The sequence below is a fragment of the Aeromonas sp. 602658 genome, from assembly GCF_049173005.1.
Lineage (GTDB): Bacteria > Pseudomonadota > Gammaproteobacteria > Enterobacterales > Aeromonadaceae > Aeromonas > Aeromonas veronii_A.
The window spans coordinates 41,672-55,571 of the sequence record NZ_JAAKRF010000003.1 but is presented as its reverse complement, the minus strand read 5'-3'; the positions used below and the strand labels follow the sequence as shown (position 1 = coordinate 55,571).

At 61.8% G+C, this 13,900-nt stretch carries 12 protein-coding genes; 3 read left to right on the top strand and 9 right to left on the bottom strand.

What is annotated here, in order from left to right; translation table 11 throughout:
• Positions 1-86 precede the first annotated feature (86 nt).
• Positions 87-1,445, top strand: a complete 1,359-nt coding sequence (gene tilS, locus G5253_RS04890) for a tRNA lysidine(34) synthetase TilS (RefSeq protein WP_421202754.1) — start codon at positions 87-89, stop codon at positions 1,443-1,445.
• 89 nt (positions 1,446-1,534) lie between these two features.
• On the opposite strand, the gene G5253_RS04885 is transcribed toward tilS, so the two are convergent.
• Positions 1,535-2,437, bottom strand: coding sequence for a GGDEF domain-containing protein (locus G5253_RS04885; protein ID WP_204380084.1), 903 nt, complete (start codon positions 2,435-2,437; stop codon positions 1,535-1,537).
• Positions 2,438-2,555: 118 nt separating this feature from the next.
• Here G5253_RS04885 and G5253_RS04880 point away from each other — a divergent pair, with 118 nt between their 5' ends.
• Entirely contained in the window at positions 2,556-4,508 is a 1,953-nt protein-coding gene (locus G5253_RS04880) for a cation:proton antiporter (protein ID WP_421202753.1), read from the top strand.
• A gap of 28 nt (positions 4,509-4,536) precedes the next feature.
• Here the strand turns inward: G5253_RS04880 and G5253_RS04875 are convergent, their stop codons facing one another.
• The 4 genes from G5253_RS04875 to G5253_RS04860 form a co-directional block, all read right to left on the bottom strand.
• Positions 4,537-5,682: a patatin-like phospholipase family protein gene (locus G5253_RS04875; RefSeq protein WP_421202752.1), complete on the bottom strand. Its 1,146-nt coding sequence runs from the start codon at positions 5,680-5,682 to the stop codon at positions 4,537-4,539.
• 111 nt (positions 5,683-5,793) lie between these two features.
• Positions 5,794-6,672 (bottom strand): alpha/beta hydrolase, encoded by an 879-nt coding sequence (locus G5253_RS04870; RefSeq protein WP_421202751.1) that lies wholly within the window; start codon positions 6,670-6,672, stop codon positions 5,794-5,796.
• Between the two features lie 82 nt (positions 6,673-6,754).
• Complete coding sequence (locus G5253_RS04865) at positions 6,755-7,351, bottom strand: TetR/AcrR family transcriptional regulator (protein WP_270904694.1); 597 nt, start codon at positions 7,349-7,351, stop codon at positions 6,755-6,757.
• 113 nt (positions 7,352-7,464) lie between these two features.
• A complete protein-coding gene (locus G5253_RS04860) occupies positions 7,465-8,109 on the bottom strand; it encodes a response regulator (RefSeq protein ID WP_421202750.1) in 645 nt (214 codons plus the stop codon).
• Positions 8,110-8,279: 170 nt separating this feature from the next.
• Here G5253_RS04860 and G5253_RS04855 point away from each other — a divergent pair, with 170 nt between their 5' ends.
• Positions 8,280-8,906 (top strand): glutathione S-transferase N-terminal domain-containing protein, encoded by a 627-nt coding sequence (locus G5253_RS04855; RefSeq protein ID WP_421202749.1) that lies wholly within the window; start codon positions 8,280-8,282, stop codon positions 8,904-8,906.
• Between the two features lie 75 nt (positions 8,907-8,981).
• On the opposite strand, the gene G5253_RS04850 is transcribed toward G5253_RS04855, so the two are convergent.
• The 4 genes from G5253_RS04850 to G5253_RS04835 all read right to left on the bottom strand — a co-directional run bounded on the left by G5253_RS04850 (position 8,982) and on the right by G5253_RS04835 (position 13,875).
• The gene (locus G5253_RS04850) at positions 8,982-11,093 is read right to left on the bottom strand and encodes an alpha-amylase (RefSeq protein ID WP_421202748.1); all 2,112 of its coding nucleotides are present in this window, start codon (positions 11,091-11,093) and stop codon (positions 8,982-8,984) included.
• A gap of 228 nt (positions 11,094-11,321) precedes the next feature.
• Positions 11,322-12,488, bottom strand: coding sequence for a hypothetical protein (locus G5253_RS04845; RefSeq protein ID WP_005338464.1), 1,167 nt, complete (start codon positions 12,486-12,488; stop codon positions 11,322-11,324).
• Positions 12,488-12,859, bottom strand: coding sequence for a GtrA family protein (locus G5253_RS04840; RefSeq protein ID WP_005338463.1), 372 nt, complete (start codon positions 12,857-12,859; stop codon positions 12,488-12,490). Before G5253_RS04840 ends, G5253_RS04845 begins: the two co-directional genes overlap by 1 nt.
• A complete protein-coding gene (locus G5253_RS04835; RefSeq protein WP_421202747.1) occupies positions 12,856-13,875 on the bottom strand; it encodes a glycosyltransferase family 2 protein in 1,020 nt (339 codons plus the stop codon). The genes G5253_RS04840 and G5253_RS04835 overlap by 4 nt, the downstream gene beginning before the upstream one ends.
• Positions 13,876-13,900 lie beyond the last annotated feature (25 nt).

Genomic DNA, 13,900 nt, shown 5'->3' with positions numbered 1-13,900 from the left:
GGCGGGCGAGCCTCACTCTAGCAGCAGGGTTGCAGCTTGATAAGCCCGACTCTGCTAAGATCGGCCGGTCCGTTTTGGGGAAGCCTATGATTTCTCATCTTTATTCTCGCTTTTGTCTGACTATGCCAGCGCCGGAAGGTTCCACCGGTCTGCTGGTGGCTTTCAGTGGCGGCCTCGACTCCACCCTGCTGCTGGTGCTGGCGGCGCAGTATGCCCGCGAGCACAGCCTGCCACTTCGCGCCCTGCACGTGCACCACGGCCTCAGTCCCCATGCCGATGAGTGGGTCGCTCATTGTGAAGCCGTGTGTCAGCAATTGGCGGTGGAGCTGCTGGTCGAGCGAGTGACTCTGGCCCGTGGCAATGGCGAGAGTCTGGAGGCGCAGGCGCGCACCGCCCGTTACCAGCGGCTGACTGCCCGGATGCGGGAGGGGGAGTGGCTGCTCACCGCCCACCATCAGGACGATCAGCTGGAAACCCTGCTGCTGGCCCTCAAGCGCGGCGCCGGTCTGCGCGGGCTGGCGGGGATCTTGCCAAGCCAGCCCTTTGCCGGCGGCCTGTTGCTGCGCCCGCTGCTCGATATGAGTCGCGCCGAGCTGGGAGAGGCGGCGGCGAGCCTCCCCTTTGGCTGGGTGGAGGATGAGAGCAATCTGGACGTGAGTTATGACCGCAACTTTTTGCGCCAGACGCTTATCCCCCAACTCAAGGCGCGTTGGCCCGCCATGGCCCAGACCGCGGCGCGCAGCATGGCCCTGTGCGCCGAGCAGGAGGCGCTGCTGGACGAACTGGCAGAGAGTGACTGGCAGCTGGCGGGCGAGGGGGAGGCGCTCCATATCGGCCCGCTGCACGCCCTCTCTCCCACCCGGCGCAACAACCTGCTGCGCTACTGGATCCGCCGTCAGGGGGGGGAGATGCCATCCCGCGAGCAGCTTGCCCGGCTGTGGCAGGAGGTGGCGTTGGCGCGCGGCGATGCCAATCCCCAGCTCAACTGGGGGCGCCAGAGCTGTCGCCGTTTTCAGGAGCGACTCTATCTGGTGAGCCCTGACCTGCAACCTTGCCATCAGGTATTGCCGCTGACCGTGGGTGAGCCGCTGCCCCTGCCCGACGGTTTGGGCGAGCTGGTGGTGCGCATGGCGGAGCACGGCGAGGAGCTGCTTCGTTCCCCCCGAGCGGACGAGCCCCTTTCGGTGCGCTTTCAGGTGGCGCCCGGGATCCCCCTCAAACCGGTGGGGCGAAGCGGCAGTCGGCGGATGAAAAAGTTGCTGCAGGAGTATGGCGTGCCTTCGTGGCAGCGGGGGCGCATTCCCATCCTCTACTATGGCGAGCAGGTGGCGGCGGTGGTGGGGCTCTTTGTTTGCGACGGTTTTATGGCACAGAGTGCCGGGCTGGTCTGTCACTGGCAGGGAAACGGTGCCGCCCCAATCCTGCCCGAGCAGGATCTTGCATGAGGTGATCTCGGTGTGAGGGAGGATTAGCCCCAAAAAAAGAAGCTCCGGTCACATGGCGCGCATGTGCCGGAGCAAAGAAGAGTTCGGGATTATTCGTTAGAGCTGGCCTTGCCTGCTTTTTTGCGGGCGTAGAGGTGGCTGTCGGCCGCCTCGTAGAGGCTCGGCACATCGACCCCGGATTGCCAGCTGGCGGCGCCAAGGCTGCATCCGACCGAGAAGGTGCTGAGCTCCTTGTTGGTCATCAACATATGCTGCAGTCGCAGCCAGACCGGGCGCCACGCCTCGGGTTCGGCCGGTTGCAGCAGCAGGGCAAATTCATCTCCCCCGAGCCGGAAAGCTTGATCCGTGCTGCGGATGCACCCCTTGAGCAGCTGGGCGAAGCGACTCAGCACCAGATCCCCCACCGGATGACCCCAGGTGTCATTGATCTGCTTGAAGCGATCGAGATCCAGCAGCACCAGCACCAGACCGTGTGGCTCGCGGCTGTGCTGCTCGATGGCGCGGCCAATGGCTTCGTCAAAGTAGGAGCGGTTGCCAAGGCCGGTCAGGTGATCGAGCCGGACCAGCTGATCCAGTTTTTCCAGCCGCAGATAGAGGGGCAGCAGCAGGCAGAGCAGCTGATGGTATTGCATCAGTACCCGTTGCTGGCTGCCGCTCAGCGGATGTTCCAGCTCGTAGTGAAGCTGGCCGAGCAGCTGGCCATGCTGACCGCGCAGCTCGAACGGATAGTTGTGCAGGTTGAGGGTGGCCAGCGGCGGGTGCTGGATCAGCACATGGGGCTGGCCACAATCGAGGTAGAGACTGTGGATCCTGACAATTCTTGCCGCACGATCGGCAAAAGTTGTCAGCAAACCGCCGAGATCGCTCTGCCCCAACAACTGCTCGAGCAACTGGTTGCGTTCAACGCTGGGCAACGGCGTGAGCCGCTCCATCTGGCGAACCCACTGCTCGATGCCATGGCTAAAGCCATTAAGTGACGACGTATTTTCCATGGTCTTCCACCTGTAACACCTGACTACTGTCTCCTCCCTGCAATTGGCATGCCCAATATATCTTTCCTGCCCGCCAGATCGGCTGACTAAGCTTAAGTCGATAAAAGGAGAGGAAAATTTGTACACCGACCTGTTGATCCTGCTGTTCGCCGCCGTTCTGCTGGTGGCAACTTTCCGGCGCCTCGGCTTGCCGGTCATCCTTGCCTACCTGATTACCGGCGTCTTGCTCGGCCCCCACGGGCTGGCGGTGATCACCGGCCAGTCGATCATGCAGACCATTGCCGAGCTCGGGATCGTCTTTCTGATGTTCTCGCTGGGGTTGGAGTTCTCCCTGCCGAAATTGCTGGCGATGCGCCGGTTGGTGCTGGGGGTGGGGATGTTGCAGGTGCTGCTCACGTCACTGCTCTTCTTCGCCATCGGCTGGTGGTGGGGGCTGGGTCTGGCCCAGTCGCTGGTGGTGGCGGGAACGTTGGCACTCTCCTCGACGGCGGTGGTGATCAAGCAGCTCGGCGAGCAGAAGCAGCTCCATACCCGCCGCGCCCAGCTGGGGGTGAGCGTGCTGCTGTTTCAGGATCTGGCGGTGGTGCCCCTGCTGGTGATGATCCCGATCCTCGCCCAGCCGGAAGTGCAGGGGAGTGCGCTGGCCGCCGAGATCGCCTGGGCCACCCTCAAGGGGCTGTTTGCTCTCTTCACTCTACTGGCGGTGGGCAAGTGGTTGCTGCCGCTGCTGTTTCACGAGGTGGCGCGAGCCCGCTCCGACGAGTTGTTCGTGCTGAGTGCCCTGCTGGTGGCGCTGCTGGCTGCCTACATGACCCATTCGCTGGGGTTGTCGATGGCGCTGGGGGCGTTTCTGGCGGGGATGATGCTGGGGGAGTCCCACTACCGTCATCAGCTGGAGGTGGACATCAAGCCCTTTCGCGACGTGCTGATGGGGCTCTTCTTTATCACCATCGGCATGGCCATGGAGTGGGAGCTGGTGGCGCGGGCATGGTGGCAGGTACTGATCTGCGTGGTGCTGCTGGTGCTGTGCAAATCCCTGCTGGTGCTGCTGGCCGGGCGGCTGATGGGGGAGCGAAAGCGCGACAGCATGGCCGCCGGCATCATGCTCAGTCAGGTGGGAGAGTTCGGCTTCGTGTTGCTGGCGCTGGCACTGCACCACGGCTTGCTGGATCAGCAACTGGTCTCCCTGCTGATCGGCATCGGCATCATCTCCATCGCCATGACCCCCTGGCTGGTGACCCAGGCCCATTCGCTGGCCCGCAGCCTGACCGATCCGGCGCTGCTGACCCGCTCCGAAGTCGCCCAGTCGGGCCTGAGCAAAAACCAGCATGTCATCATCGCCGGGTTTGGCCGGGCCGGGCAGACCTGTGCCCGCTTTCTCAAGATCGAGGAGATCCCCTTTCTGGCCCTCGATCTTGACCCGGAGCGGGTGAGCGAGGCCAAGCTGGCGGGGGAGCAGGTGGCCTTCGGCGACGCCAGCCGCCGCGATATTCTGCTGGCCGCCGGGTTGTTGCGGGCACGGCTGGTGATCATCACCTTCGATGATCGCAAGCGGGTGCAGGCGATGCTGGCACTGATCCGCGAACTGGCGGGGGATCTCAAGGTGCTGGTGCGTACCCGGGATGACAGTTTTCTGGAGCAGTACAAGCAGGCGGGGGCGTTTGAGGTGATCCCTGAATCCCAGGAGGGGGCCTTGATGCTGGTCTCCCACCTGCTGCTCAATTGCGATATCCCCATCGGTCGGGTGATCCGCCGGATGGAGCTGGAGCGCAGCAGTCAGTATCGCTTCCTGCACGGCTTCTACTGGGGGGATCAAAGCGCCAGCAATCTGGAGGCAGATCAGCTGCTCGAACGCCTCCATCCGTTGTTGTTGCACGATCAGGCGTGGGCGGTAGGCCGTGAAGTGCGCGAGTTGCCGCTCGATGAGGTGCGGATCAAGGAGGTGCAGCGCGGGGATCAGAGTCTGGAGCCCAGACCCGAGCTGGTGCTGGCGGCCGGTGACCGGCTGATCCTGTTTGGTACCGTGGTGGCGATGGAGCAGGCGGAGCAGCGTCTGCTGGAGGGGCGCTGAATCCCCTCGTACTCATCGGCCGCCCCCTTTACTCCCGCTCTTTTGGCAGCCCTTCGATATCGAGGAAGGCGGTGACCCGCTCCCGCTCCCTCAGAGTGTCCTGATAGCCCAGCTTGATCAGCTGTTGGCAATAACCCGGATAGAACATCAGAAAGCTGGCCAGACTGCTGGTCTCATCCCCCTTCACGCCCAGCACCCGCAACAGCCGGCGCAACTTTAGCGGCAGTTTGCGCAGGTAGGCCAGTGCGATGGTGTCGAGATCCTGACTCGGTTTCAGCACGCAGGTCTCCACCCGTTTCAGCTTGAGGCGATTGCGCTCCCGCTCCGGGATCAGATCCAGAGTCTGGTTGATACGCCACAGCCGCTCCAGATCGGAGTTGAGGGTGTCGGTAAAGACCGTATCGAGCAGATGGCTGGCGATATTGGAGCTGGTGAGATGGCCGTGATGATGGGTCGGTGCCGAGTGCGCCGGCGGATCCAGGGTGATCAGCAGGATCCGCTCCGCACCCAAATGGATGGCGGGGCTGAGCGGACTCAGCTGGTGGATGGAACCGTCGCCGTAGAACTTCTCGCCGATCTGGGTGGCCGGAAAGACGAAGGGGAGCGCCGAGGAGGCGAGCAGATGCTCAGATGTAAGCACGGTGCGTACCCCGCGCCGTCTGGCCCGCTCCCACGGATGGTGGTCGGCCCGCCCCTGAAAGAAGGTGGTGGATAGGCCGTCGTCGTAATCCGACGCCGTGATGGCCAGCGCCTCCAGACTGCCGTAGAGGATGTTGTCATCAATGCGGTGATAGTCGATGAGTTGATCCAGCAGGCGGTGCAGCGGCGCGTTGTCAAAGAGGTGAAAGGCGTGGTTGGTGTGGGGGTTGATCAGCCCCGCCGACCCCTCGTACAACAACCGCCACAGCAGGCGCCCCGGGTGAAAATCGAAGATGTGGTGAGTCTCGAAGCGGCGCCAGACCCACTCCAGCTTGCGCACTCCCAGATGGAAGCAGGAGGCGTAGCAGGCCAGTGCAGTGACATTGATGGCCCCCGCCGAGGTGCCACAGAGGATGGGAAAAGGGATGCCGAGATTGCGCGGGTAGAGCTCCGCAATCGCCTTGAGGGCACCGACCTGATAGGCGGCGCGAGCACCGCCACCGGTGAGCAACAACGCTGTATTGGGTCTGGCCATATGCTGGCGCCTTATTGTGTACTGACAAGAATGTTCCCACTGACAAGTTAACTATAAGGCGCTGTATCAAATATAAAAACGGGCGCTCGCCCGTTTTTTCATGGCCCCATGTCAAAGGGCGCGGTGAGGATTTTCCGGCCGCGCCAGCTGATCGAAGGCGGCGAATACCGGGGCGCTGGCGAGGATGCGACCGTGGCCCAGACCCCGGGTGCTCACCAGCCGGGTATGACCATCCTGACTGGCCCGCAAGGAGTCGCTATGGGGGGCGAATCTGTCCTCCTCGTCATGCACGATCATTGCCGTACCGCTGCGACTGGCGAGGCGACCCAGCGGATCGACCGTGCTCAAGGGGTGCTGGTACTCTTGCTCAATTTCCTTGACCACCGCATCGAACAACCGGATGGAGTAGCCGGAGCGCGCCACCATGCCGTAGAGCTGGGGCACATAGTCGAGCACCGGCGAAATCAACAGCAGCGGCAGGGTATCGATACCCGGCTGACGGCTGGAGAGGGTGACGGCGCCTCCCATGCTGTGGGCGATGACCCCGTGCAGCGGGCCTGCTTCGCTGGCCAGCTTGGTCGCCAGCTCGTCGAAGGCGCGCACGAAACGGGGCAGGTGACCAGTGTTGCCCGCGCTCTGGCCGTGGGCCGGATGATCGTAGGCAATTGCGGTGAAACCCTGCGCGGCGATATGGCTCATCAGCGGATAGAACTGGCTGGCGCTGCCGGACCAGCCGTGCATCAGCAGCCACAGCGGCCCCTGACCGAGCCGATAGCTCATCAATACCCCTTCGCTGGTATGGACGGCCTGCTTCACCAGACCGGCTGGTTCGTGGCCACCGCGCTGGTTGCGCTGGGGGGTGAGCAGCAACTTGCTGGCGGTGCGCTTGGCATGGGTGGGGGCGAGTCTGTGGTGCAACCGGGTGCCGATCCCCAGCAGCCATTTGCTCGGGCTGAAGCGGCGGGTGTTGAAGTAGATCTTGCTGCTCATGGTCATCCTGTGGTTTTTATGTGCGAACGGTCGTGCTTTTTTGTCGGTTTTTAAAAAGTCGTGTTGAACGGATGCTAAAACATCAGCGCCAGCTGGCGAGCAGAGCATCCACTTCGGGCCAGAAGTGGCGAGCCGGATCCTGACACAGTTCGAGGTCGTTGAACACCTGATCCGCCAGATAGAGGCCATAGAGGCGATAAACGGCGCGCCAGGGATCCATCTCGCGTCGCCACTCGCCTGCGGCCTGACCCTGCACCACCTGACGGGCCAGATAGTCGAGCCAGAAGCGCACCAGTTGCCGGGCGGCTTGCTGCACCTGGCTCTTTTGCTCATGGCCATCCTGCACCGAGGTCCAGGCGTCGAGGAACATGCAGCGTCCGGCGAAGCAGTGGTTCCAAGCCTGCCAGGCACGCAGCAGGGCGATCAGCTTGTCGTGCTGGCTCTGGTGCTCCTGCTGGCGTACCGGCTGGATCACCCGCAGCCGGAACACCTCGGCGGCGTACTCCAGCACGGCGATCTGCAGATTGTCTCGGGATTGAAAGTGGGCAAACAGGCCGCTTTTCGACATCTCGCAGGCGCTGGCCAGCGAGCCGATGGTCAGGCTCTCCAGCCCTTGCTGGCTCGCCTGCTCAAAGGCTGTCTGCAAAATGTTGTCCCGGGTCAGGCGACCTTTGCTCATCACTCTCTCCTCGTTGGCGCTGGCAGCATAAAGTACGATCGTGCTAATTGTCGAGCAACAAATAGCCAGCATGGCTGGCTATGTCGTCTCGCGCGTGTCGCCGCGTTCGGGGCTCAGCTCTCCTTGATATCGAGCTGTTGCAGGGCGATAACCGCCTGAGTGCGGTTCTTGACGCCCAGTTTTCTGAAGATGGCGGTGATATGGGCCTTGATGGTGGCCTCGGAGACGTTGAGCTCCCAGGCGATCTGTTTGTTCAGGCTGCCATCGCGCAGCATGATCAGCACCTTGTATTGCTGGGGGGTGAGGCTGGCCAGCTTGCTGGCGAAATCGGGGCCATCTTCCGATTCGGGATGGGGCGAGATGCCTTCCGGCACCCAGTTATCCCCCCCGATCACCGTATTGAGGGCATTGACCAGCTCCTTCATCGGCACCGATTTGGGAATGAAGCCGAGCGCCCCGAGCCGCAACACCTGCTGGATGATGGCCGCATCTTCCGAGGCGGAGACCACCACGATAGGCAGGTCGGGATATTGGCCGCGCAGGTGGGCCAGCCCCTCGAAGCCGTTGGCCCCCGGCATCTTGAGATCGAGCAGCAACAGGTCAACTTCGGGGTGCTCGCCGAGCAGGCTGGTCAGGCTGTCGATGGAGTCCGCTTCCAGCAATTGAGCGTCGTTGATGGCCATGTGCACCGCTTGGTAAAGGGCGCCCCGAAACAGGGGGTGGTCATCTGCGATGACGATGGTAAATTGGCTGTCCATATTTCGGTTAATGGCTCACATTGTTGCTAACTGATTGTTTTGAAAAATCAAACTAGCATCGCTCACCAAGCGGGTCAAACCCGCCGGTGCGCAAATGTGAAGCGACCATCGGATGTTTTGCCATCAGGGCAGATCGGCCGGTCGCAGGCAACTCATGCAGGAGGCAACAGATGGGATCCTTGGTATTGGCGGTGGGCACCGGCTCCACCTGGGCGATGCGGGCGGCACTGGTGCTCGCCATGAGCGGGCTGACGTGGCAGGAGCAGGTGTTCGATCTGGAGGATGCCAAGTCGCTGGCGCGGCTCAAGCGGTTGGCTCCGGCCGGTCTGGTGCCCTGGCTCGAACACGACGGCGTGCGGGTTCACGACTCGCTGGCCATTGCCGAATATGTTCACGAGCTCTGTCCCGACCGCCAGCTCTATCCCGTTTCGCAGGTCGAGCGGGCACTGGCTCGCAGCCTCTGTGCCGAGTTGCACGCCGGATTTCGGCAGATCCGTTCTCTGCTCCCCTTCTTTCTTGGGGCGCCAACCCGTATCGATCCCCCGGTGGAGGCGGTCGGTGAGCTGGCCCGTTTGCAGGAGATCTGGTCGCAGACGCGGGGCCCCTTCTACTTTGGCGAGGCGGGCATTGTCGATGCGTTCTATGCGGTGATGGCCTATCGGCTGGCCAGCTACGGCATCCTGTTGCCCGGTCAGGCCGGAGCCTATCAGCAGGCGCTGCTGGTCTGGCCCCTGTGGCAAGAGATGTTGGTCAAGGCGCGTCTGCAGTGGCCGGTGGCAGCGCGCCAGCCACAGTGAGCCTTTGTACATGGATGAACGAGAGAGGGGAGCCAGTGGCACCCCTCTCTGTTGCTGGTAAATATGACTCAAGAGTTACTTCTGCCGGCCGGCAAAGACCACCACCACCTTGTCATCCCCCTTCTCCCGTACGAAGGCGTAGGGTGCATCCGAGAGTTTCTGGTGGCTGCCTGCCGCAATGGCCGGATGGGCGGCGCGGAACTGGCCCAGTTGCTGCCAGTGCTTGACCAGCTCAGCCTTGTCTCCGCTGGCCAGCTCCTGCCAGTTCATATCCGAGCGCAACGCCTGATCGAACACTCCGCCATCCTTGGCAAGCCCGCGGCCGGACTCGTCGCCGTAGTAGAGCTGGATGCCGCCCGGCAGCAGCATAAAGCTGTTGGCGACCCGGCGCTGTAGCGGCACATCCTGATAGTCGCCAAAGAACAGCTTGGTGTCGTGGGAGCTGATGTAGCTCAACACGTTGAACTCGGGATCCTGATTGATACGGCTGGCGTAGCTGGCATAGGTGGGCTCGGCGCTGGCCATGCACTGGGCCTGTGACAGTGCGAACTCGCGCTGATAGTCGAAGTTGATCAGGGAATCGAAACCGTTCTGATACCAGAAATCCTTGGCTACCCCGTGATCCCACACCTCGCCCACCATGTAGAAGGGCAGATCGTCGAGGGCCTTGCCCGGGTTCGCAGTCTTCCACTCCTTGAGCGCAGCGGTGCCCGCCTGTTTGAGCTTGGCCCACACCTCGGGCTCCAGATGCTTGACGGTGTCGGCGCGGAAGCCGTCGATGCCAAAGCGGCGCACCCAGTCGGTGTGCCAGGCGATCAGGTAGTCGCTCACGGTAGCGTCGGGTAGCGCCTTGGCAAGGGTATCTTTTTTCGCCGCCAGCAACGGCGGCAGCCCTACCGGTTTGGTCGATTCGGTGAGAAAGTCCGGCAGCCCCGCCACCGAGCCGGTGACATCGTCGGTGCCGGGCTGCGGGTAGCCGGGCAGACCGGCGCGCACCCAGTCACCGCTCCACCACTTGTTCCACGCGGGTGATTGATAGTCGATGAACTGGTTGTAGCCATGCCAGTTGAGGCCACCGCTCGGGCGCCACTGGTTCCAGACGGTAGGCAGTTTGCCGCTGTTCTGTGTCAGTTCGGTGAGCCCCAGATCTTGCAGATCGGCGAGGGTGGCATAACCGGCGTGGTTCATCACCACGTCGAGGATGATCCGCATGCCGCGCTTGTGGGCCTCGTCCACCAGGGTTTTCAGACTCTCTTCATCGCCGTAGTTGGGGTCAATCTTGGTGAAGTCGAGCGCCCAGTAGCCGTGGTAGGCGTAGAAGGGGAAATTGCCCTGCTCGCCGCCACCAATGAAGCCGTGAACCTGCTCCACCATGGGGGTGATCCAGATGGCGTTCATGCCGAGGCTCTTGATGTAGTCGAGCTTCTCGGTCAGCCCCTTGAAGTCACCGCCGTGCCAGGTGGCCACCTCGTCCTGACCATCCTTCTGGCGGCCGAAACTGTGGTCGTTGGCGGGATCGCCGTTGTTGAAGCGGTCGGTCAGCAGGAAATAGACGCTCGCCTGATCCCAGCTGAATGGTGCTGGCTTGACTGCCTTGACCGGCTCGAGCAGCAGCAGGCCGCCGCTCTCTTTACTCGGGGTCAGGGTCAGTTTGCCCTGTTTGACCACCGCCTCCTGTTTCGAGTAGGCATCCCTCAGTCGGGTACCGTCGGGCCAGACCCCTTTCAGGGATACAGTGACCGGGCCGCCATCCCAGCTGATGCAGGGCTCTTGTGGTGGCTGGCGCTTGAACTCGCTCTTCTTGGTCGCCCGCAGCACCTTGAGGCTGGGGGTATCCGGGTTGAAGGTGAACTGATACTCCCCGGCCAGCATCACCCGCAGGGTAAAGCTCTGATCCTTACTGCATTTGTCCATTGGTTGGGCGGTGCCGAAGGGGAGTGGCTTGCTCTCACTCGGGCCAAAGCTGGTACCGCAACTGTTGTCTGCGTCGCTGATGTGGATCTGGTGGCTCCCCTTGGCAAGGGGATGGATCAGCTCCACCGTGCCCTTGTCCAGCGCGATCGGGGTCGCGACCGGTTGACCATCCACATAGAGGCGAACCTCGGGAGCGGCCAGCGCCTGTTGGGTGAACAGAGGGGCGGCCAGCAGGGCGAGCCAGAGAGGGGATAAGTGATGAGCACGACGCATAAGCCATTCCTTGAGCAGGGCAGTTCGGACAAGGGCCCATTCTAGGAGCAGCAAAGCGCGCCTTGGATCGGCAAAACGTCGATTTGTGACATCAGTTCAAATGGTTACGTTTTCAAGCCGAGGAAAGTGTGATGGAGAGGAGGTGGGACGCCCTGTCGATAAAAATAGTGGCCATAAAAAATGCCGGTCAGGTGACCGGCATTCGGGGTGTCAGGCATTGTCGTCACATCAGACGGTGAAGAACTTGAAGTTGACGAAGGCCACCGCGATGAAGGAGGCAACCATGCCGCTGATGCAGAGCACCGCCGGGCGGATGGCGGGCCAGCGATGGGTCAGCAGAATGATGGCCAGCAGGGTCGGGTAGAGCCCGAACATGTAGCGTGGCATGGCGTTGAGGCCGGTCATCAGCGGAATGGTGCAGCAGATGAACATCAGGGTCGCTTCCGCCCAGCGTTTCTGGCTGAACAGGTAACCGTTCAGGCACCAGCCGAAGATCACCATGATGGAGAGGTAAGCCTTGCGGCCGCCCAGCTCGAAACCGCTCAGCCACCAGTCCAGCGGGCTGTCCATATAGCGACCCCAGGCCACCTGAATGTGCTTGAAGGCAAAGGCATCGCCGGTCAGGTGATAGAGGTAGACCATGTAGGCAAACAGGCCAAACGGGATCATCCAGAGGGTGAACACCACCTTGAAAGCTCGCTCGGTAAAGCGGAAAAATTCCCGCCAGCCGTAAGCCTGCAGCGCCAGGATCAGCACCGGGAAGACCATCATCACCCCCAGGTTGCGGGTGGCGGAGATACAGACCCCCAACACGGCCACCATCAGCCACTGCTCCCGATAGGCGAACAGGAACATCCCCAGCATCAGCGCCATAAAGGTCGACTCGGTATAACCGGAGACGAAGTAGGCGGAGAAGGGGGAGAAGGCGAGCAGCCAGACGCCGAAGCGGGCGGTATCGTCCCCCAGCTTGAGCTGACGCAACACCAGCAGCATCAGCGGCAGGCTGGCGAAGAAGGAGATATTGGTAACAATAATGAGGCCGATCAGGCTCTCCACATTGAACAGGTTGGAGATGGCACCGGAGACCATCGGATAGAGCGGCATAAAGGCCCAGTTGGCCGCATTGCCCTTGCTCAGCCAGCGCGGGTAGAGATCGTAGCCGTTTTCGATGATGCGCTGGAACCAGACGCAGTCGAACTGGCAATAGGCCTGCAGCGGGCCAATGTCGGGGGAGCCATAGAGCTGGACACCGAAGTAACCCATGCCATACAGCGCCACCCGGCTCAGCATGAAGGCAGCGATGATCATCAGCCAGTCACGACCGCTGATGCGCAGTGACGGCCGATAGGGGAGTGCAGCCCCGGTTAGCGGAGCAGTATTGGTCATATCATTCATCAGGCAAAAACCCAGACGCGAGAGAGAACGTAAGTGAGGACGGTAACGGTCAGGGTGGCGATGACCACCGGCAGCAGACCGGAGAGCCCCGCAAACAGCAGGCCGCTCAAGATCAGGTTACGCACCGCCAGCGAGAAGAGGGCGACCAGCAGAAACTTGCTGGCGGCTCCCTGCTTCTGGAAGGTAATGTAGCGGTGACCAAAGAAGGAGAACCAGAATGCGATGGCAAAAGCCAGCGTGGTAACCAGATGCTCCGAGATGGTGGGCCAGGTATGAAACAGTGCGATGGAGGTGCCAAGGTCGACGAGAGTAGCCCCCCCGCCGACAAAACCGAAACGTACCAGCCGCCAGAATTCCTCGCGGGAGATCATTGAGGCGCCTGCTCCTGCTGCTCTTGCGGGTTGCTGTCAGCGCTCTGCGGTTTGGCCGCATCCTGCTTGGCATACTGGCCATAGACCCCTTCAATGAGGTAGACCGGGCGCTGTTTCACTTCCACGAACATGCGGCCGATGTACTCGCCGATGATGCCGAGCGACAGCAGCTGGATACCGCCGAGGAACAGCACTACGGACATCAGGGAGGCGTAACCGGGCACGTCGATGCCGAAGAAGATCACCTGGGTGATGATTTTCAGGATATAGAGGAAGGCCACCAGCGAGACGCTGACCCCCACATAGCTCCAGACCCGCAGCGGCCAGCTGGAGAAGCTGAGCAGACCGTCGAGGGCGAAGTTCCACAGTTTCCAGTAGTTGAACTTGGTTTCACCGGCGTGACGGGCAGGGCGTTCGTAAGGGACGCCAACGGCACGGAAACCGGCCCAGGCAAACAGACCCTTCATAAAGCGGTTGCGCTCTGGCAGCAGCTTGATCGCCTCGACCACGCGACGGTCGATCAGACGGAAGTCACCGGCGTTTTCCGGCAGCTTGGTGCTGGTGGAGAGGGCGTTGAAGAAGCGGTAGAAGCCACCGGCAGTCAGGCGCTTCATCGGGGTATCGGCGCTGCGATCGACGCGGATGCCGTAGACAGTGTCATAGTCACCGGTCTGCCACAGTTTGACGAACTCCAGGATCAGGGCGGGCGGGTCTTGCAGATCCACGTCCATCGGCACAATGGCATCCCCTTTGGCCTGATGCAGACCGGCGGTTAGGGCCGCCTCTTTACCGAAGTTGCGTGCCAGGTTGACCAGGGTCACGCGCGGATCGCGGGCGATGGCCTGCTCGACCACTTCACGGGTGTGGTCACGGCTGCCATCGTTGACGAATACAATTTCAAGCTGGTCTTTGAGCGGAGCCAGTTCATTGTCTATCGCACTGATGAAGGCATCGATGCTCTCTTCCTCGTTATAAACGGGAACAACCAGAGAGAGTCGAAAATCTGGATACGACATAAGAACGTCCTTATTGGCTGGTTAT